This window comes from Streptomyces cylindrosporus (assembly GCF_022698165.1).
GTDB lineage: Bacteria > Actinomycetota > Actinomycetes > Streptomycetales > Streptomycetaceae > Streptomyces > Streptomyces cylindrosporus.
On the sequence record NZ_JALDAY010000017.1, the window covers coordinates 52,998 to 70,491 of the forward strand.

17 protein-coding genes are annotated in these 17,494 nt (G+C 71.8%); 9 read left to right on the forward strand and 8 right to left on the reverse strand.

Features of this window, described 5'->3' with window-relative positions; translation table 11 throughout:
• Positions 1 to 131: 131 nt before the first annotated feature.
• Positions 132 to 608 (forward strand): iron chaperone, encoded by a 477-nt coding sequence (locus MQP27_RS43620; protein ID WP_242776136.1) that lies wholly within the window; start codon positions 132 to 134, stop codon positions 606 to 608.
• Here MQP27_RS43620 and MQP27_RS43625 read toward each other — a convergent pair.
• Positions 589 to 1,608, reverse strand: a complete 1,020-nt coding sequence (locus MQP27_RS43625) for a LacI family DNA-binding transcriptional regulator (RefSeq protein WP_242776139.1) — start codon at positions 1,606 to 1,608, stop codon at positions 589 to 591. The genes MQP27_RS43620 and MQP27_RS43625 overlap by 20 nt on opposite strands.
• Positions 1,609 to 1,717: 109 nt before the next feature.
• On the opposite strand from MQP27_RS43625, the gene MQP27_RS43630 reads away from it, so the two are divergent.
• Entirely contained in the window at positions 1,718 to 2,872 is a 1,155-nt protein-coding gene (locus MQP27_RS43630) for a Gfo/Idh/MocA family protein (protein ID WP_242776489.1), read from the forward strand.
• A gap of 360 nt (positions 2,873 to 3,232) precedes the next feature.
• Here MQP27_RS43630 and MQP27_RS43635 read toward each other — a convergent pair whose 3' ends face one another.
• Positions 3,233 to 4,489, reverse strand: coding sequence for an extracellular solute-binding protein (locus MQP27_RS43635; RefSeq protein WP_242776141.1), 1,257 nt, complete (start codon positions 4,487 to 4,489; stop codon positions 3,233 to 3,235).
• Positions 4,490 to 4,719: 230 nt separating this feature from the next.
• Here MQP27_RS43635 and MQP27_RS43640 point away from each other — a divergent pair, with 230 nt between their 5' ends.
• Positions 4,720 to 4,935, forward strand: a complete 216-nt coding sequence (locus MQP27_RS43640) for a dodecin (protein ID WP_242776144.1) — start codon at positions 4,720 to 4,722, stop codon at positions 4,933 to 4,935.
• Positions 4,936 to 4,953: 18 nt separating this feature from the next.
• On the opposite strand, the gene MQP27_RS43645 is transcribed toward MQP27_RS43640, so the two are convergent.
• Positions 4,954 to 5,445 carry a phosphatase domain-containing protein gene (locus tag MQP27_RS43645; protein WP_242776147.1) on the reverse strand — a complete coding sequence of 164 codons (492 nt, stop codon included), beginning with the start codon at positions 5,443 to 5,445 and terminating at the stop codon, positions 4,954 to 4,956.
• Positions 5,446 to 5,557: 112 nt separating this feature from the next.
• Here MQP27_RS43645 and MQP27_RS43650 point away from each other — a divergent pair, with 112 nt between their 5' ends.
• The 3 genes from MQP27_RS43650 to MQP27_RS43660 all read left to right on the forward strand — a co-directional run bounded on the left by MQP27_RS43650 (position 5,558) and on the right by MQP27_RS43660 (position 9,501).
• Positions 5,558 to 5,980, forward strand: a complete 423-nt coding sequence (locus MQP27_RS43650) for a (2Fe-2S) ferredoxin domain-containing protein (RefSeq protein WP_242776150.1) — start codon at positions 5,558 to 5,560, stop codon at positions 5,978 to 5,980.
• Positions 5,981 to 6,035: 55 nt separating this feature from the next.
• Positions 6,036 to 7,037: an LLM class flavin-dependent oxidoreductase gene (locus tag MQP27_RS43655; RefSeq protein WP_242776153.1), complete on the forward strand. Its 1,002-nt coding sequence runs from the start codon at positions 6,036 to 6,038 to the stop codon at positions 7,035 to 7,037.
• Between the two features lie 109 nt (positions 7,038 to 7,146).
• Complete coding sequence (locus MQP27_RS43660; protein WP_242776156.1) at positions 7,147 to 9,501, forward strand: ATP-binding cassette domain-containing protein; 2,355 nt, start codon at positions 7,147 to 7,149, stop codon at positions 9,499 to 9,501.
• Here MQP27_RS43660 and MQP27_RS43665 read toward each other — a convergent pair whose 3' ends face one another.
• Entirely contained in the window at positions 9,502 to 9,705 is a 204-nt protein-coding gene (locus MQP27_RS43665) for a hypothetical protein (RefSeq protein WP_242776159.1), read from the reverse strand.
• Between the two features lie 76 nt (positions 9,706 to 9,781).
• Between MQP27_RS43665 and MQP27_RS43670 the strand changes: the two genes are divergently transcribed.
• On the forward strand, positions 9,782 to 9,967 hold the full coding sequence (locus MQP27_RS43670) for a hypothetical protein (RefSeq protein ID WP_242776161.1): 186 nt from the start codon (positions 9,782 to 9,784) through the stop codon (positions 9,965 to 9,967).
• A gap of 49 nt (positions 9,968 to 10,016) precedes the next feature.
• Complete coding sequence (locus tag MQP27_RS43675; protein ID WP_242776164.1) at positions 10,017 to 12,365, forward strand: ATP-binding cassette domain-containing protein; 2,349 nt, start codon at positions 10,017 to 10,019, stop codon at positions 12,363 to 12,365.
• Between the two features lie 9 nt (positions 12,366 to 12,374).
• Here MQP27_RS43675 and MQP27_RS43680 read toward each other — a convergent pair whose 3' ends face one another.
• Complete coding sequence (locus tag MQP27_RS43680; RefSeq protein WP_242776167.1) at positions 12,375 to 13,142, reverse strand: SAM-dependent methyltransferase; 768 nt, start codon at positions 13,140 to 13,142, stop codon at positions 12,375 to 12,377.
• A 167-nt stretch (positions 13,143 to 13,309) separates the two neighbouring features.
• On the opposite strand from MQP27_RS43680, the gene MQP27_RS43685 reads away from it, so the two are divergent.
• Positions 13,310 to 14,650: a jacalin-like lectin gene (locus tag MQP27_RS43685; protein WP_242776170.1), complete on the forward strand. Its 1,341-nt coding sequence runs from the start codon at positions 13,310 to 13,312 to the stop codon at positions 14,648 to 14,650.
• A gap of 18 nt (positions 14,651 to 14,668) precedes the next feature.
• On the opposite strand, the gene MQP27_RS43690 is transcribed toward MQP27_RS43685, so the two are convergent.
• The 3 genes from MQP27_RS43690 to MQP27_RS43700 form a co-directional block, all read right to left on the reverse strand.
• Positions 14,669 to 15,841, reverse strand: a complete 1,173-nt coding sequence (locus tag MQP27_RS43690; protein ID WP_242776173.1) for an alanine--tRNA ligase-related protein — start codon at positions 15,839 to 15,841, stop codon at positions 14,669 to 14,671.
• Between the two features lie 231 nt (positions 15,842 to 16,072).
• On the reverse strand, positions 16,073 to 16,450 hold the full coding sequence (locus tag MQP27_RS43695; protein ID WP_242776176.1) for a peptidase inhibitor family I36 protein: 378 nt from the start codon (positions 16,448 to 16,450) through the stop codon (positions 16,073 to 16,075).
• Positions 16,451 to 16,508: 58 nt separating this feature from the next.
• A complete protein-coding gene (locus tag MQP27_RS43700; protein WP_242776179.1) occupies positions 16,509 to 17,402 on the reverse strand; it encodes a hypothetical protein in 894 nt (297 codons plus the stop codon).
• Positions 17,403 to 17,494: the final 92 nt, after the last annotated feature.

Consider the following 17,494-nt stretch of genomic DNA (forward strand, 5'->3'; position numbering starts at 1 on the left):
GTGGACCGGACGGACACCCACCCCGCCGTCGTGCCCCCGCGCGAATGACGGTCAGTTTTCGAGAAGCCTCCGCCCGTTGCCGGTTCCTAGCATGGGATCGTCCCCATCCGGACCGGCCCAGGAGGCACCCCATGAAGCGCACGCAGACGCCCGCCGAGACCACCTCCGCGACCGAGAAGTCGTACGACGGATTCACGGACGAGGAGCGCGGCGCCATGAAGGAGCGCGCGCAGGAGCTGAAGGCGGCCGCGCGGCGTGGGTCGCGGGCGGGCAAGGCCGATCCCGAGGCCGAGGTGCTCGCGAAGATCGCCGAGATGACGGACGCGGACCGGGTGCTCGCCGAGCGGATCCACGCGATCGTCAGGGAGAGCGCGCCGGAACTGTCGCCGAAGCTCTGGTATGGGATGCCCGCGTACGCCAGGAACGGCAAGGTCGTCTGCTTCTTCCAGGCCGCGCAGAAGTTCAAGGCGCGGTACGCCACGCTCGGCTTCAACGACGAGGCGCGGCTCGACGAGGGCTCCGTGTGGCCGACCGCGTTCGCGGTACGGGAGTTGACTGCCGAGGACGAGGCGCTGGTCGCCGCGCTGGTCAAGAGGGCGGTGGGCTGAGGCCGGGCGGCGGTGCCGTGCTGCCGCGCACCTCGAGGGACGGGGCCGCGAGGTCGACCCGGGCCGGGCGGCCCGGGTCCGCGATCCGGTCGAGGAGGTGCTGGGCGGCGCGTCGGCCGACGTCGTGGCCGGCGTTGTCCACGGTGGTGAGCCACAGGTGGCGCAGCTGGGAGAGGTACGTGTTGTCGTAGCCGACCAGGGACAGGTCCCGGGGCACGACCAGTCCGGTCTCCTCGGCCGCCGACAGGGCGCCGACGCAGGTCACGTCGTTGACGGCGAAGACGGCGGTCGGGCGCTGGGGGCGGTTCAGGAGGCGGACGGTGGCCCGGTAGCCGCCCTCCTCCGTGAGGTCGCCCTGTTCCACCACGGCCGATCCGGCCAGGCCGTGCTCCCGCATCGTGGTCTCGAAGCTGCGGCGGCGCAGCTCGCCGATGGCGCCCCGGCCCGCGATGTGGGCGATGCGCCGGTGGCCGAGGGCGATGAGGTGTTCGGTGGCCAGGCGGGCGCCGAGTCCGTCGTCGCCCGCGACGATGTCGACCGCGGGCAGGTCGGGTTCCCGGGTGCCCGCGACGACGGTGGGGACACGGGCGGCCGCGGTGCGCAGCACGCCGGGGTCCTGCAGGGTGCCGACGGCGACCAGGCCGTCGACGCGCAGCTCGGTGAAGGTGTGGGTGAGGTCCTCGCCGAGGCGCCGGTTGAGGTGGCCGTCGGCGAGCAGCACGTGCAGCCCGCTGTCGTACAGGCGGGCGTGGAGTCCGTCGAGGAGGTCCACGAACCAGGGGTTGCGCATGTCGTTGAGGAGCACGCCCACGGTGCGGGTGCGGCGCTCGCTGAGGCTGCGGGCGGCGGCGTTGGGCCGGTAGCCGAGCTCCTCGACGGCCGTGAGGACGGCCTGCCGTTTCTCGGGCCGGACCTGCTCCGAGCCGCGCAGCACCAGCGAGACCAGCGACTTCGAGACACCGGCGCGCTCGGCGACGTCGCGGATCGTGGGCGGCTTCATCCTTGGACCGTTCCATAGTCCTTGCGGCCTTGTAAAGACCTTGACACGTGGAGCTATGCGCTCCATCGTGTGGCTTCAAGATTCTGGACCGGTCCAATGAAGGGCAGTCATCGTGAGTACGCTCGGCGTCGCCGTCGTGGGATTCGGCTGGATGGGACGGGTGCACACCCAGGCGTACGCCCGTGTCCTGCACCATTTCCCGCAGCTGTCCGTCCGTCCGGAGCTGGTCTCCGTGGCCGACGAGGTGCCAGGCCGTCCCGAGGAGGCCGTGGCGCAGTACGGCTTCGCCTCCGGGGTGCGTGACTGGCGGGAGGTGGCGGCCGATCCGCGGGTGCGGGCGGTCAGCATCACCGCGCCGAACTTCCTGCACCGGGAGATCGGCGTCGCGATGGCCGAGGCCGGCAAGCACATCTGGATCGAGAAGCCGGTCGGCCTGACCGCACAGGACGCCCGCGCGGTCGCCGACGCGGTCACCAAGTCGGGCGTCCAGGGCACGGTCGGCTTCAACTACCGCAACGCTCCAGCGGTTTCGTACGCCCGCGAGCTGATCGCCTCCGGCGGGATCGGCACCGTCACGCACGTCCGCATCCGGCTGTTCAGCGATTACGCGGCGCACCCGGAGTCCGCACTGACCTGGCGTTACGAGCGTGAGCGCGGCGGCAGCGGGGTGCTGGGCGACCTGGCCTCGCACGGCGTGGACCTGGCCCGCTTCCTGCTCGGCGACATCGCCTCGCTGGCCGCCGACACGGCCGTGTTCATCCCGGAGCGGGCCCGGCCCACCGGCGCGACCGCGGGCCACACGCGGGCCGCGGGCGGCGAGTTGGGCCCGGTGGAGAACGAGGACTACGTCAACTGCCTGCTCCGCTTCGCCTCCGGCGCCCGCGGTGTCCTGGAGGCCTGCCGGGTCTCGGTCGGCGAGCAGAACAACTACGGCTTCGAGGTGCACGGCACCAAGGGCGCGGTCTTCTGGGACTTCCGCCGGATGGGCGAGATCGCCGTCAGCCGCGGCACCGCCTACCAGGACCAGCCCGTCAGCACGGTCTTCGTCGGGCCCGGGCAGGGCGAGTACGCGGCCTTCCAGCCCGGCGCGGCCAATCCCATGGGCTACGACGACCTCAAGGTGATCGAGGCGCACAACTTCCTGCGGTCCGTCGCCGAGAACTCCCCGCACGGGGCGACCCTCGCCGACGCCGTGCACAGCGCGACCGCCCTGGACGCCATGGTCCGGTCGGCCGAGCAGGGCAGCTGGGTGAGCCTGGCATGAGCGCCGTGCGCATCGGGGTCGTAGGTGTGAGCACGCCGCACCGGTGGGTGTCCGGAGCCGAGGTCACGTATGTCGCCGACGTCGGCAACGCCCCGTGTGAGGGTCTCGTCCGACCAGGTGGGCGCCGCTGCGCGGAGGCCCTTGGGCGGTAACGCCTCCACCGTCGAGGCCCCGGGGTCGGGCCGCGTCGTCACCACCGGCCTCAAGCCCCCCCACCCTCTGCGGAGGCACCGCGACCTCGAAGGCCCGCTGATGAACAGCGAGTTCAACGGCCGTCCGGAGCGCGCCGCCGAGAGGGAGGCCGCTTGCCGGCGCTCGTCGCGGCCTGCGTCTTCGTCTGGGAGGGGCGCGGCCGGCGCGTCAGTCCAGGCGGTTCAGGATCTCCGTGATCCGCTTTGAGGCACGGCGTGCCTCGGTCGCCGGGTCGGCCCCCAGCAGGACCTTGGTCATGTACGGCTTGATCGGGTTGTCGGCCTCGACGGCGCCCCACTGAGGCGTGCTCGGAGTAGCCCGGCCCCGCGCGGCCCCGGCCGCCATGGCCGCGACCCCCTCCTCGTCGGCGACGGACTCGGCGAGCTTCTTCTTGTTCGGGACGTAGTTCATGGTCCGGGCGAGCTCGGTGTCCCACTTGGCGCCGGTGAGCGCGGCCACCACCGCGACGGCGCCCTCCCGTTCGCCGGTGTTGTTCGGTACGACGAGGTCGGAGCCGCCGGTGAAGACCGCGCCGGGCGCCGCCGCGGTCCTGCCCGGTACCGGGAAGAAGCCCAACTTCCCTTCCAGGTCCGGGTTCTGCTGCACGACCGTACGGGCGAGTCCGGGTACCGCCACGATCTGCGCGACCCGCCCCTTGGCGAACACGCCCGCCTGGGGCGGGTGTTCCTCGTCCGCGCGGGCCGGGCCGTCACCGAGGGCGTGCAGGCGCCGGTAGTGGTCCATGCCGCGCAGGGCGGCCGGGGTGTCCAGCGTGCCGCGCCAGCCACCGCCGTTGCCGCCGTCGTCCGCGAGGTCGCCGCCCTCGTCCCAGATGAAGCCCGCGAGGGTGTACCAGTCCTGCCCGGCGAGGTAAATGCCCTGGTTGCCGCCGGAGTTGAGCCGCTCGGTGACGGTGAGCCACTCGTCGCGGGTGCGCGGCGGGGTCTTCACGCCGGCCCGGGCGAAGAGGTCCTTGCGGTAGACGACGACGCGGTTGGCGGCGTACCAGGGGATGCCGTACTGGTGGGACAGGGACTGTCCGGGTTCGGCGAGGCCCGGCAGCCAGTCGTCGCGGCCCCAACGCAGCGCGGACTCCAGGGTCAGGTCGAGCAGCCGGTCGCCCTCCACGTACTGCGGGACCTGGGTGTTGCCGACCTCGATGACGTCGGGCCCCTGTCCCGAGTCGGCGTCGAGCGCGGCCTGCACCTTCTGGCCGATGCCGGTCCACTGCTGGATGCGGATGTCCAGCCGCAGGTTCGAGTGCTCGTGCTCGAAGGCCTCGGTGAACCGGCGCAGGAAGGCCGGTGAGGCGCTGTCCTTCATCAGCCACATGGTGACGGTGCGGCGGTCGGACCCGTGCGGTACGAGTCCGCACGCGCCGACGAGACCGAGCGGGGCCAGGGCGAGGAGGCTGCGGCGTCTCACGTTGGGTCCTGTTCTGTCTGGCGGACAGGGCGAGGGGCCCGACATGGGGGGACGAGCACAGGGCTCGAACGGGTGTGCTGGATTTTGGTATGGACCAATGCCGGGGGTCAAGGGGTGCCGGGCCCACGGAACCGACGTCTCGCGCTCCGTCGCAGCTTGGGGCACGGTGGAGTGACGCGTGACACACGTGACGCTCCGGTCATCACGGACGTACGGAGAGGAGCACCCGCATGTCGAACCACACCTACCGGGTCACCGAGATCGTCGGTACCTCGCCCGAAGGTGTCGACGAGGCGATCCGTAACGGCATCAGCCGCGCCTCGCAGACCCTGCGCAATCTGGACTGGTTCGAGGTGACCCAGGTCAGGGGGCAGATCGAGGAGGGGCGCATCGCGCACTGGCAGGTCGGCCTGAAGGTGGGTTTCCGGCTGGACGAGTCGGACTGACCGCCGCCGCCCCGCGGTTCAGGTCCGCCCCTCCCCCTCCTGCGCCGCCTCCAGCGCGGCCGACGGGGCGGTCCACCGTGCCCGTACGACCGTGAACCCGGCCCGTTCGGCGTCCTCGCAGACCAGCTCGTCGTCGTCCACGAGCACCCGGATCTCCCGGGTACGGGCGAGGCGGCTCAGGATCTCCAGCTTGGTGCGGCGGGCGGGTCTGCGGTCGTCGTTGCGCCGCATGTGGACCCGCCCTTCGGGCAGCCCCTGCGCGGTGAGCCAGTCGAGGGTGTCGCGCCGGCAGCGCTCGGGCCGCCCGGTCAGATAGACGATCTCGCACTCCTCGGCGTTCGCCAGCACCAGCTCGACGCCCTCCGGGATCGGCGGGTCGGCGGGCGCGGCGGCGAAGAACCCGTCCCAGTCCCGCGGCCTGCGCTCCAGGAACCGCTGCCGATGACTGGTGTCGGCAAGGGTGTTGTCCAGGTCGAAGACGGCGACGGGGCGAGCGCTGCGATCGGTCACACACCCACCCTAGACAGCCACCACCACCGCGGACGGCGGCAGCGGCGAGCGCGGCTGCGGTCCGACGGACCCGGTGGCGCGGGCCGTGCGGTGTATCGATCATGCTTCTCCCATGCCATCCGCCTTCCCCTCCCCCCGCCGGTCCCTGATCGGTGCGGCCGGGCAGCGCCCCTGCACGCTCGTCGTGTGCCGGGGCTGCTGCTGCGGCGACCCGCGCAAGCACCCCGGAACCGACCACGCCTGGCAGCTGGAACGGCTGCGCGCCGCAGCGGCCGAGCACGGCTTCCTGGTCCGTACGACCGACTGCCTCGGCCCCTGCGATCAGGCCAACGTCGTCGTCGTACAGCCCTCGGCCGCGGGCCGCCGGGCCGGCGGCAGGGCCACCTGGGTCGGTTTCGCCATGGACGACGACTGCACGGACGAGCTGATCGGCTGGGCGGCGGCGGGCGGACCGGGCCTGGCGCAGCCGCCGGTGGCACTGGAGCTGCAGTTCGTCCGGCCACCGCGGGACGCCCGGGTGCGCAGCCGCCGCTGATGCGGCCACAGGTCCGAGCGAGGAATCCTGGGAGCTCCTGAGCGTTGAACCCTGCATGAGCTCCCTGATCAGCCGGACCCGCTTCTCCGTGCTCGACCGTTCCCGCACCCGCGAAGGGCACACGAACGCCGAGGCGTTGCGGGACACCGTCGGGCTGGCCCGGGAGGTGGAGCGGCTCGGGTATCACCGGTTCTGGGTGTCCGAGCACCACGGCGTGCCCGGGGTCGCCGGGTCCGCGCCGACCGTGCTGGCCGCCGCCGTCGCGGGGGCGACGCGGGCCATTCGGGTCGGTACGGGCGGCGTGATGCTGCCCAATCACCGGCCGCTGGTGGTCGCCGAGCAGTTCGGGGTGCTGGAGTCCCTCTTTCCCGGGCGGATCGACATGGGGCTCGGGCGGTCCGTGGGCTTCACCGACGGCGTGCGCCGGGCGCTGGGCCGGGACAAGGGAGACGCCGAGGACTTCGCCGGGCAGCTCGGCGAACTGCTCGGCTGGTTCCGGGGCACCTCGCCGACCGGGGTGCACGCCCGCCCCGCCGAGGGCCTGACCGTGCCGCCGTTCGTGCTCGCCATGGGCGAGGGCGCCGGCATCGCGGCCCGCGCGGGCCTGCCCATGGTCATCGGCGACCTCCGCGACCGGGAGAAGATGCAGCGCGGCATCGACCACTACCGCGAGCACTTCCGGCCCTCCGAGTGGGCCCGGGAGCCGTACGTCGTCGTCTCGGGGACGGTCGCGGTGGCCGCCACGCCCGAGCAGGCCCGGCGGCTGCTGGTACCGGAGGCCTGGTCGATGGCGTACTCCCGCACCCACGGCACCTTCCCGCCGCTGCCGCCCGCCGAGCGCGTCGAGGGCCTCGCCCTGAGCGACAAGGAACGCGGCTTCTACGAGGCGGGGCTCGCCGGGCACATCGCGGGCACCGAGGAGCAGGTCGCGCACGAGCTGGAGACCGTGCTGAAGGAGACGGGGGCGCAGGAGGTGCTGGTGACGACCAGCACGTACGACCGGGCGGCGCTCGTGGAGTCGTACCGGAGGCTGGCGGGGATCTTCGCCGGGAGCTGACGCCTCCGATCAGTATTCGAGAAGCGCCGGCCCCGGGGGCCCGGCTAGCGTGGCGGTCGTGTGCGGCACCCTGCACACGAGCCTCTTCCCCGCAGCCGATGGAGACACCATGAGCACGTCCCCGCACGTCGCCGACAGTCACGGTCTGATCCGCGTGCACGGCGCGCGCGAGAACAATCTCAAGGACGTCAGCATCGAGATCCCCAAGCGCCGGCTGACGGTGTTCACCGGAGTCTCCGGCTCGGGCAAGAGCTCGCTGGTGTTCGACACCATCGCGGCGGAGTCGCAGCGGCTGATCAACGAGACGTACCCGGCCTTCGTCCAGGGCTTCATGGCGAACCTGGCGCGGCCCGAGGTCGACGTGCTCGACGGGCTGACCACGGCGATCAGCGTCGACCAGCAGCGGATGGGCGGCGACCCGCGCTCGACCGTCGGCACCGCGACCGACGCCAACGCGATGCTGCGGATCCTCTTCAGCCGCCTCGGCAAGCCCCACGTCGGCCCGCCCGGGGCGTTCGCCTTCAACGTGCCCTCGGTCTCCGCGGCCGGTGCGATCTCGGTGGGCGGCGGCGCCAAGCAGAAGGTCACCTTCAACAAGGTCGGCGGCATGTGCCCGCGCTGCGAGGGCCGCGGCTCGGTCTCCGACCTCGATCTGAGCCAGCTCTACGACGACACCAAGTCGATCAACGAGGGCGCCTTCACCATCCCCGGCTACACCGGCGGCGGCTGGAACTCCCGGCTGTACGCGGAGTCCGGCTTCTTCGACCCGGACAAGCCGATCAGCAAGTTCACCAAGAAGGAACTGCACGACCTGCTGCACCGCGAGCCGACCCGGATGAAGATCGCCGGGATCAACATGACCTACGAGGGTCTGATCCCGCGCATCCAGAAGTCGATGCTGTCCAAGGACAAGGAGGCGATGCAGCCGCACGTGCGGGCGTTCGTGGAGCGCGCGGTCACCTTCGCCGTCTGCCCCGAGTGCGAGGGCACCCGGCTCGCCGAGCACGCCCGCTCCTCGAAGATCGGGAAGATCTCCATCGCGGACGCCTGCCGGATGGAGATCCGGGACCTGGCCGACTGGGTGCGCGGGCTCAAGGAGCCGTCGGTGGCGCCGCTGCTGAGTGCGCTGCGGCAGACTCTCGACTCGTTCGTCGAGATCGGCCTCGGCTATCTCTCGCTGGACCGGCCCGCGGGCACGCTGTCCGGCGGTGAGGCGCAGCGCGTCAAGATGATCCGCCACCTCGGCTCCTCGCTCACCGACGTCACGTACGTCTTCGACGAGCCGACCGCGGGTCTGCACCCGCACGACATCCAGCGCATGAACGACCTGCTGCTGCGACTGCGGGACAAGGGCAACACGGTGCTCGTCGTGGAGCACAAGCCGGAGGTCATCGAGATCGCCGACCACGTCGTCGACCTCGGCCCCGGCGCGGGCACCGCGGGCGGCACCGTCTGCTTCGAGGGCACCCTCGACGGGCTGCGCCGCAGCGACACCGTGACCGGCCGCCACCTCGACGACCGGTCCAAGCTCAAGGACGCGGTGCGCGAGTCCACCGGCGCCCTGGAGATCCGCGGTGCCACGGCGAACAACCTGCGCAACGTCGACGTGGACGTGCCGCTCGGCGTGCTCACCGTGATCACCGGCGTCGCGGGCTCCGGCAAGAGCTCGCTCGTGCACGGGTCGATCCCCGCGGAGCTCGGCGTGATCTCGGTCGACCAGAGCCCGATCCGGGGTTCGCGGCGCAGCAACCCGGCGACGTACACCGGTCTGCTGGAGCCGATCCGCAAGGCGTTCGCCAAGGCCAACGACGTCAAGCCCGCCCTGTTCAGCGCGAATTCCGAGGGCGCGTGCCCCACCTGCAACGGCGCGGGGGTGATCTACACCGACCTGGCGATGATGGCGGGGGTCGCCAGCACCTGCGAGGACTGCGAGGGCAAGCGGTTCGACGCCGCGGTGCTGGAGTACCGGCTCGGCGGCCGGGACATCTCCGAGGTGCTCGCGATGCCGGTGTCCCAGGCCCTGGAGTTCTTCGCCGCGGGCGAGGCACGCACCCCGGCCGCGCACAAGATCCTCGAACGCCTCGCGGACGTCGGCCTCGGTTACCTCACCCTCGGCCAGCCGCTGACCACTCTGTCCGGCGGTGAGCGCCAGCGGCTGAAGCTGGCCACGCACATGGCGGACAAGGGCGGCGTCTACGTCCTCGACGAGCCGACGACGGGTCTGCACCTGGCCGATGTGGAGCAACTCCTCGGTCTGCTCGACCGGTTGGTGGACTCCGGCAAGTCCGTGATCGTGATCGAGCACCATCAGGCGGTCATGGCGCACGCCGACTGGATCATCGACCTCGGTCCGGGTGCCGGCCACGACGGCGGCAGGATCGTCTTCGAGGGCACCCCGGCCGACCTGATCGCCGCCCGCTCGACCCTGACGGGCGAGCACCTCGCGGCGTACGTCGGCGCCTGATCAGTCGCGCAGTCCGTCGACGACCAGGGCGAGGATGCGGACGGCCCGCTCCTCGCCGTGGCGGTCCGGGGCGATTCGCGACATCCGCTCGCTGAGCCGCAGCAGTACGTCCTCGGGGTCCAGGCCCGGCTTGGGGGAGCCGTCGGCGGCGCCGAATTTGAGCCGCCCGTAGCGGGCGACCTCGTCGAACCAGCGCCGGAGCACTTGAAGCGGCTCCCCTTCGGGACGGCGGACCTGGGCCCGGATCCCGCGCGACGGCCTGGGCGAGCACGGGCGCCGGGTGTCCACCCGGCAGGTCCCGGACTTCACCGTCCGGCTCGCGGCCCGCTTCCGGGACCCGTCCCTCCGCGAGATCGCCCCCGCGCTCGGCCGCCGCAACCGGCACAGGACCGAGAAGGCGCGCACGGCGCCCGCTGAGAGCCGTCGGGGCATCGCCCGACGAGCGCCGCGCACCCGGCTCGCATAGACTCGCGTGGTTTGTCCCGCCGCAGTCGACGACGTGTACGGAGTTCCCCATGCCGAGCCCACACGACCCGTACGTCCGGGTCCGCGGCGCCCGTGAGCACAACCTCAAGGGCGTGGACGTCGACATCCCGCGGGACGTGCTGACCGTGTTCACGGGCGTGTCGGGGTCGGGGAAGTCGTCGCTCGCGTTCGGCACGATCTACGCCGAGGCCCAGCGCCGCTACTTCGAGTCGGTCGCCCCGTACGCCCGCCGTCTCATCCACCAGGTCGGCGCCCCGAAGGTCGGCGAGATGACCGGTCTGCCCCCCGCGGTCTCCCTCCAGCAGCGCCGCTCGGCCCCGACGTCCCGCTCGTCCGTCGGCACGGTCACGAACCTCTCCAACTCCCTGCGCATGCTCTTCTCCCGCGCCGGCGACCATCCGCCCGGCGCCGAGCGTCTCGACTCCGACGCCTTCTCCCCCAACACGGCCGCCGGAGCCTGCCCCGAGTGCCACGGCCTGGGCCAAGTGCACGGTACGACCGAGGAGTTGCTGGTCCCCGACCCGTCGCTGTCGATCCGCGAGGGCGCGATCGCCGCGTGGCCGGGCGCCTGGCAGGGCAAGAACCTGCGGGACATCCTCGACACGCTGGGCCACGACGTGGACCGGCCGTGGCGCGAACTCCCGGCCCGCGACCGCGAATGGATCCTGTTCACGGACGAGCAGCCGGTCGTCACCGTCCATCCGGTGCGGGACGCGGACCGCATCCAACGCCCGTACCAGGGCACGTACATGAGCGCCCGCCGCTATGTGATGAAGACGTTCTCCGACACCAAGAGCCAGACCCTGCGGACGAAGGCGGAGCGCTTCCTGACCAGCACCCCGTGTCCGGTCTGCGGCGGCAGCAGGCTGCGCCCGGAGGCGCTGGCGGTGACCTTCGCCGGCCGTACGATCGCCGAGCTCGCGGCCCTGCCGCTGGTGGAGCTGGCGGCGTGCCTGGACGGCACCTCGGAGGCGGCCCGCGTCCTGACCGACGACCTCAAGTCCCGTATCGCGCCGGTCCTCGAACTCGGCCTGGGCTACCTCAGCCTGGACCGCGCGGCCCCCACCCTCTCGGCGGGCGAACTCCAACGCCTGCGCCTGGCAACGCAGTTGCGCTCCGGCCTGTTCGGCGTGGTGTACGTCCTGGACGAGCCGTCGGCGGGCCTGCACCCGGCGGACACGGAGGCCCTGCTCACCGTACTCGACCGCTTGAAGTCGGCCGGCAACTCGGTCTTCGTCGTCGAGCACCACCTCGACGTCGTACGCGGCGCCGACTGGCTGGTGGAGGTGGGCCCGCGCGCCGGCGAACACGGCGGCGAGGTGCTGCACAGCGGCCCGGTGGCGGACCTGGCCACGGTCGCGGACTCGGCGACGGCCCGCTTCCTCTTCGCCGACTCCCCCGCCGCCGTACGCCAAGTACGCACTCCCGGCGGCAACTTGAAGGTCGGCCCGGTCACGCGGCACAACCTGCGCGGGGTGACGGCCCAGTTCCCGCTGGGCGTGCTGACGGCGGTCACCGGCGTCTCGGGATCGGGCAAGTCGACGCTGATCGGCGAGATCACGGAAGACCTCCCGGGCGTCGGCCGCCTGGTCTGCGTCGACCAGAAGCCGATCGGCCGGACCCCGCGCTCCAACCTGGCCACCTACACCGGCCTCTTCGACGTCGTACGCAAGGTGTTCGCGGCCACCGCCGAGGCACGCGACCGCGGTTACGGGGTGGGCCGCTTCTCCTTCAACGTGGCGGGCGGCCGCTGCGAGACCTGTCAGGGCGAGGGCTTCGTCAGCGTGGAGCTCCTCTTCCTGCCCAGCACCTACGCGCCCTGCCCGGACTGCGGCGGGGCCCGCTACAACCCCGAGACGCTCGAAGTGACCTACCGGAAGCGGAACATCGCCCAGGTGCTCGACCTGACGGTGGAGTCGGCCGCGGCCTTCTTCGCGGACGCCGACACCCCCGCCGTCACCCGCAGCCTGAAGGCCCTCCTCGACGTCGGACTCGGCTACCTCCGGCTTGGCCAGCCCGCGACGGAGCTCTCCGGTGGAGAGGCCCAACGCATCAAACTCGCCACGGAGTTGCAGCGTGGCCGCCGGGGCCACACCCTCTACCTCCTCGACGAACCGACGACCGGACTGCACCCCGCCGACGTCGAGGTCCTGATGTGCCGGCTCCACGGCCTGGTCGACGCCGGCCACACGGTCGTCGTCGTCGAGCACGACATGACGGTGGTGGCCGGCGCGGACTGGGTCATCGACCTGGGGCCGGGCGGCGGCGACGCGGGCGGCCGGATCGTGGCCACGGGGACGCCGGTGGAGGTTGCCGGGGCGGGCGAAAGCGCAACGGCGCGGTATCTGGCGGGGGTTGTGGGGCGAGGACGGCCGTAGGACGGGACGTCAGTCCACGGGCACCAGGGTCAGATACGCCAGCCCCAGCACGCCTCGATAACCCCGCAGCCACATGCTCCGGTGCCGGTCGACGCGTTCACGCGTCTCCTTCGCCGACGGGTGATCGGCGTGGGTGGCGAGCCACTCCTCCACGTCGGACTGGTACGCGGACTCGAACTCCTCCCATTCGTCGTCGTTCGCCGTCTCGATCCAGGCGGGACGGAAGCCCGCGGCGACGGCGAGGTCCACGAGACCGGCGAGGTCGTGGTGCTCGGAGGCCGAGGCGCCCGGCCACATGGCCGCCAACTCGGCCCGAGTGGGCGGGCGTTGCCAGAAGCCCTCGCCCAGGAGGACGCGGCCGTTCGGGGTGACCAGGCGGCGCAGGGCGTGCAGGGCGGCCGCGGTGTGGGCGGGAGCCTCCGCGTCACTGAGGGCCTGGGTGGCGCCGAGGCACAGGACGAGGTCGGCGGGACCGTGAGCGGTGCCGACGGCCGACTCCCGTACGAAGCGGACGCGCCCGGAGACTCCGCGGGCCTCGGCGTTCGCCCGGCCGCGCGCCAGGTCGTCCTCGCTCAGGTCGAGCCCGACGCCCGTCGCGTCCGGCGCCGCTTCGAGGACGCGGAGCATCAACTCGCCCCAGCCGCAGCCGATGTCGAGCACGGTGGCCGGGGGCGCGGCGGCGGTGAGGCGGCGGACCAGCGCGGCGGCGCGGGCCTCGGACAAGGGGCCGTGGAAGGTGAGCCGGGTCAGGCGCGGCGGGGCATCGGTGGCGTCCATGACCCCGAACAGTAGGGACGCCCGCGGCACGTTCGCCAACAATTAACTCCGCTTCCACTCGTGTGGAACGAGCCCCTGTCGGACCCACGACAAGCTTGGGTAACCAGCGGTAACTTCTGTCTTGTTCCTCCACCACAACCGCTTACTAGCCCAGGAGCAACACCCCCATGCGCAGACTCCTCGCCTGCCTGGCGGCGGCAGCCGCCGCCCTCGGCGGGCTCACCGCGGCCGCCCCCTCCGCGGCGGCCGCCGACTCGGGCACCTTCAGCGTCCTCAGCTACAACGTGGCCGGCCTCCCCGAAGGCCTCTCCAGCGCGCCGACGCCCCGCCAGTCGAGCACCACGACGATCGGGCAGCGCATCGCGCCGTACGACATCGTCCAGGTGCAGGAGGACTTCAACTACCACGCGTACCTGTACGCGGCGGACACCGCGCACGCTTACCGCACCGCGACCAGCGGCGGCGCCGGCATCGGCAGCGGCCTCAACACGCTCTCGAAGATCCCGTACGACGAGGACGACTTCGAGCGGGTCGGCTGGAACTCCTGCCAGGTCGACTCGGGCGACTGCCTGACCCCCAAGGGCTTCACCTTCATGCGGGAGCGTCTCGCCGAGGGCGTGTACGTCGACTTCTACAACCTGCACACCAACGCCGGTACCAACGACGGCGACGAGGCCTCCCGCGCGGACAACCTCAACCAGCTGACGGACTTCATCAAGACCCACTCGGCCGGCAACGCCGTCGTGGTGATGGGTGACACCAACACCCGCTACACCCGCGCGGCCGACACCATCGCCGAGTTCGGCGCGGCCAACGGGCTCACCGACGCCTGGGTGCAGCTGATACGCGGCGGCACCCCGCCCGCGAAGGGCAGCGACGCGCTGGTCTGCGACCAGTCCGGGGCCACCGTCCCGAACACCTGCGAGGTCGTCGACAAGGTCCTGTACCGCAGCAGCAAGCTGGTCTCGCTCAACGCGACCTCGTACAACAACGAACACGCCAAGTTCCTCACCGACGACGGGCTCATGCTCTCCGACCACGACCCGATCACGGTCGGCTTCTCCTGGTCGCGCAACTCGGCGTTCCAGCTCAGCGACCAGTTCGGCGGGCCGCACGGCGACTACTACAACGACATCGACAGCGTGCCGGCCGCCGCCCGCGCCACCACCATCGCGCTGCGGTCGGGGTCGCGGGTCGACCAGATGAGCGTCACCCTGGCCAACGGCACGACCCTCGCCCACGGCGGCACGGGCGGCACCGCCTCCTCCCTCACCCTGGGCAGCGGCGAGTACGTCACCACCGCCTACCTGTGCCAGGGCGTGAAGGACGACCACACCCGCATCTTCTACGCGAAGTTCACGACCAACCTCGGCCGCACCCTGGCCGGCGGCACCACCACCTCCGACTGCGTGACCCGCACCGCGCCCTCCGGCTGGCAGATCGCCGGATTCCACGGGCGCTCGGGCGACGAGGTCGACAAGGTCGGCTTCATCTACACCCAGCGCTGAGCCACCGGCCTGGGCACCTCACCTGGCGGACAGCAGCCCCGTGACGAGGTCGCGGGGCAGGCCGTGGGTGTCGTGGAGGTATCCGTAGTCCTCCTCGGTGAGGTGCCCTCGGAAGCGCGGCCGGGAGAGCACCCGCCGACCGCGTTCGAGCAGGCTGGTGAACCGCCTTTCCTCGTCGAGGAGTTGCTCGCGGACCGGGCCGGTTCCGACGGGCTGCTCGAAGTGGTCGAGGGTGTGCCGGAGGAGTTCCTCCGGCAGGTCGGTCAGGGTGCGCGTCGGGTCGTCGCGCTTCAGCGTGGTGAGCAGACGGCGGATCAGGCGGCGCAGGACATGGCCGCGTCCCGTGTTGGACGGCCGTACCCCGTCGCCGAGCACGACGATGCTCGACCGCAGGTGGTCGCAGACCAGGCGGGTGGAGGGCTCGTCGTCGAGGTGCCACAGGGAGGGCACCGTCCGCGTCCAGGGCTCGAACAGGTCGGTCTCGTAGACCGAGTCGCGGCCCTGGAGGACGGTGACGAGTCGCTCCAGGCCCATGCCCGTGTCGATGCCGGGCTGCCGGAGGGGGACGAGGGTGCCGTCCTCGTCGCGGTGGTAGCGCATGTGCACGTGGTTCCAGATCTCCACCCAGCGGGGGTCCGTGGTGGGAGTGCCCTCGGGCGGGGTGTCGCCGGTCCAGACGAAGATCTCCGAGTCGGGTCCGCAGGGGCCGACGGGTCCGTTGGACCACCAGTTGTCGTCGCGGGTGAGCTCCACCGGCACTCCCAACTCGTCCCAGGTACGCAGGGATTCGGAGTCGGGGCCCACCTGGTCGTCGCCGCCGAAGACCGTGACGTACAGCTCGCTCTGCGGGATGCCGAAGCCGTCGCGCAGCAGCTCGTGGCCCCAGCGCAGGCTCTGCGGATGGCCGTAGTCGCCGAGCGACCAGGAGCCGAGCATCTCGAAGACCGTGAGATGCGTCGGATCGCCCACCTCTTCGAGGTCGGTGGTGCGCAGACAGCGCTGCAAGTTGACCAGACGCCGGCCCTGGGGATGGGGACGGCCGAGGAGGTACGGCGTGAGGGGGTGCATGCCGGACGTGGTGAACAGGACCGGGTCAGAGGGCGGCGGCAGGAGGGTGCCGCCGGTGATGAGGTGGTGGCCGCGCTCCCGGTAGAAGTCGATGAAGGTGCGTACGGTCTCGTCGGTGTTCATGGCGGTGTCCGTTCGGGTCGTGGGACCGGAAAGGACCGCGCGGCGAAGACGTGGGCGGGCACGAAGAACCCCGGCGGTCCGTCTCCGGCCGCCGGGGAATCCGGTTGAGGTCAGGCGTCGGCAGCCGGCGAGCTGGTCGCTCGCGCCGCCGTGCCGTGGGTTCGCCTCATGACCTCCATGGACTCGACGCTAACAGGCCCGCCGCCGGCCGTCCCGTGATTTTCCGGCGGCTCAGCAGCCGGTGGTCCAGATGTGGGAGTCGCCGCGGTCGTTGGCGTTCGCGTCGTAGCCGACCTCCTGGCCGGGTGCCAGGCAGATGGTGACGCCGCCGTTCTGCCAGGCGCTGGCGTAGACCTTGACGTGGTCCTTGATCCCCGGACCCGAGATCCCGTGGTTGGCCCACGAGCTGTCCTCGTCCGCGATGTTGCTCTCCCACCAGCCGTCGTCCCCCGTCCAACTGACCGACAGCCCGCCGAAGTTGGCGTCGGTGTAGGCGCAGAAGCTCCCGGAGGCACAGGTCGCGGCGGCCTGGGCGGTGCCCGGTACGGCGGCCAGGGCGGTCCCGGCGGCGAGGAGGACACCGGCGGTGGCGATGAATGACTTGCGCATGATGGCTTTCCTTTCGATGGGCATGGTTGTGCCGTGCGGTTGTGCGGGTGATGTGGACTCAGAGGCCGTGCTGTACGGCGTAGCGCAGGCCGTGCTCGCGCAGCCGACGGTGGTCGTCGAGCTGGTCGGCGTACTGTGCGCGCAACTCGGCCGTGTACCACCGCTCCAGCCGGACGCCGGTGCCCGCGAGGCCGGTGCGGCGCACGCAGCGGGCCTCGGCGACGGCGTAGCGCCGTTGCAGGGCGGCGGCGCGGCGGGCGTCGAGGTCATGTGCGCCGCGCTGCCAGGCGCTGCGCAGTTCGGCGGGGTCCGTGGCCTTGTGCACGGGCGCGATGCAGCGCGACCAGTCGGCGAGGGCGGCGCGGTAGGCCGGGTCGCGGGTGACGCGCTGGTGTGCGGCGGCGGCGAGGTTGTTGACCGTGACGTCGGTGCGGAACCAGGCGGCCTGGTCGCCGTAGAGGACGCGCTGCGCCTGCGCCAGGCAGCCGTCGCTGTTGGCCTTGACGAGGAGGCCGGTGGCCGTACGAGTGGACAGTTCGCGGCGTCCGGTGCCGAACAGGGCGTCGGACAGCCGCTGTTGCTCGGCCGCCGCCTTCCTGTCGAGCTTCGGCGTCGCCGGCCCGCCCTGTCCCGTACTGCCCGCCGTGATGCCGAAGCCGTGTTCGGCCGCCCAGGCGGGGTCGTCGATGCCGTACGGGAACTGGCGTTGCCCGCCTGCCGGTTGAGGTGCGGCGGACGTGGTGACCGGCGCGGGTGCCTCGACCTCACGGTCCGTCAGGCAGCGCCGTACGAGCTCGTTCTGGGCGCTCTTCAGCAGGTCGTCCCGGGCCTGGGCGGTGCGCGGCACGGAACGTACCGCGTCCCCCGACCCGTCACCGCCCGCGCAGCCGCCCACGAGGCCCGCCACGCACATCGACAGCGCCACCGTGGACACGATCCTGGAAGCCCGCACCGGGGCCACCCCCTGCCTTCAGCCGTCTTCCGACTCCCCCGTCGGCTCGGTCTCCATTAGAGGGGGAGGGACAGGCGGTTGTGATCCTCTGA

Coding starts and splice junctions, on each gene's coding strand:
- MQP27_RS43620 (WP_242776136.1), top strand. CDS start 132: ATGAAGCGCACGCAGACGCCCGCCGAGACCACCTCCGCGACCGAGAAG.
- MQP27_RS43625 (WP_242776139.1), bottom strand. CDS start 1,608: ATGAAGCCGCCCACGATCCGCGACGTCGCCGAGCGCGCCGGTGTCTCG.
- MQP27_RS43640 (WP_242776144.1), top strand. CDS start 4,720: ATGTCGAACCACACCTACCGGGTCACCGAGATCGTCGGTACCTCGCCC.
- MQP27_RS43650 (WP_242776150.1), top strand. CDS start 5,558: ATGCCATCCGCCTTCCCCTCCCCCCGCCGGTCCCTGATCGGTGCGGCC.
- MQP27_RS43655 (WP_242776153.1), top strand. CDS start 6,036: ATGAGCTCCCTGATCAGCCGGACCCGCTTCTCCGTGCTCGACCGTTCC.
- MQP27_RS43660 (WP_242776156.1), top strand. CDS start 7,147: ATGAGCACGTCCCCGCACGTCGCCGACAGTCACGGTCTGATCCGCGTG.
- MQP27_RS43675 (WP_242776164.1), top strand. CDS start 10,017: ATGCCGAGCCCACACGACCCGTACGTCCGGGTCCGCGGCGCCCGTGAG.
- MQP27_RS43680 (WP_242776167.1), bottom strand. CDS start 13,142: ATGGACGCCACCGATGCCCCGCCGCGCCTGACCCGGCTCACCTTCCAC.
- MQP27_RS43685 (WP_242776170.1), top strand. CDS start 13,310: ATGCGCAGACTCCTCGCCTGCCTGGCGGCGGCAGCCGCCGCCCTCGGC.
- MQP27_RS43690 (WP_242776173.1), bottom strand. CDS start 15,841: ATGAACACCGACGAGACCGTACGCACCTTCATCGACTTCTACCGGGAG.
- MQP27_RS43695 (WP_242776176.1), bottom strand. CDS start 16,450: ATGCGCAAGTCATTCATCGCCACCGCCGGTGTCCTCCTCGCCGCCGGG.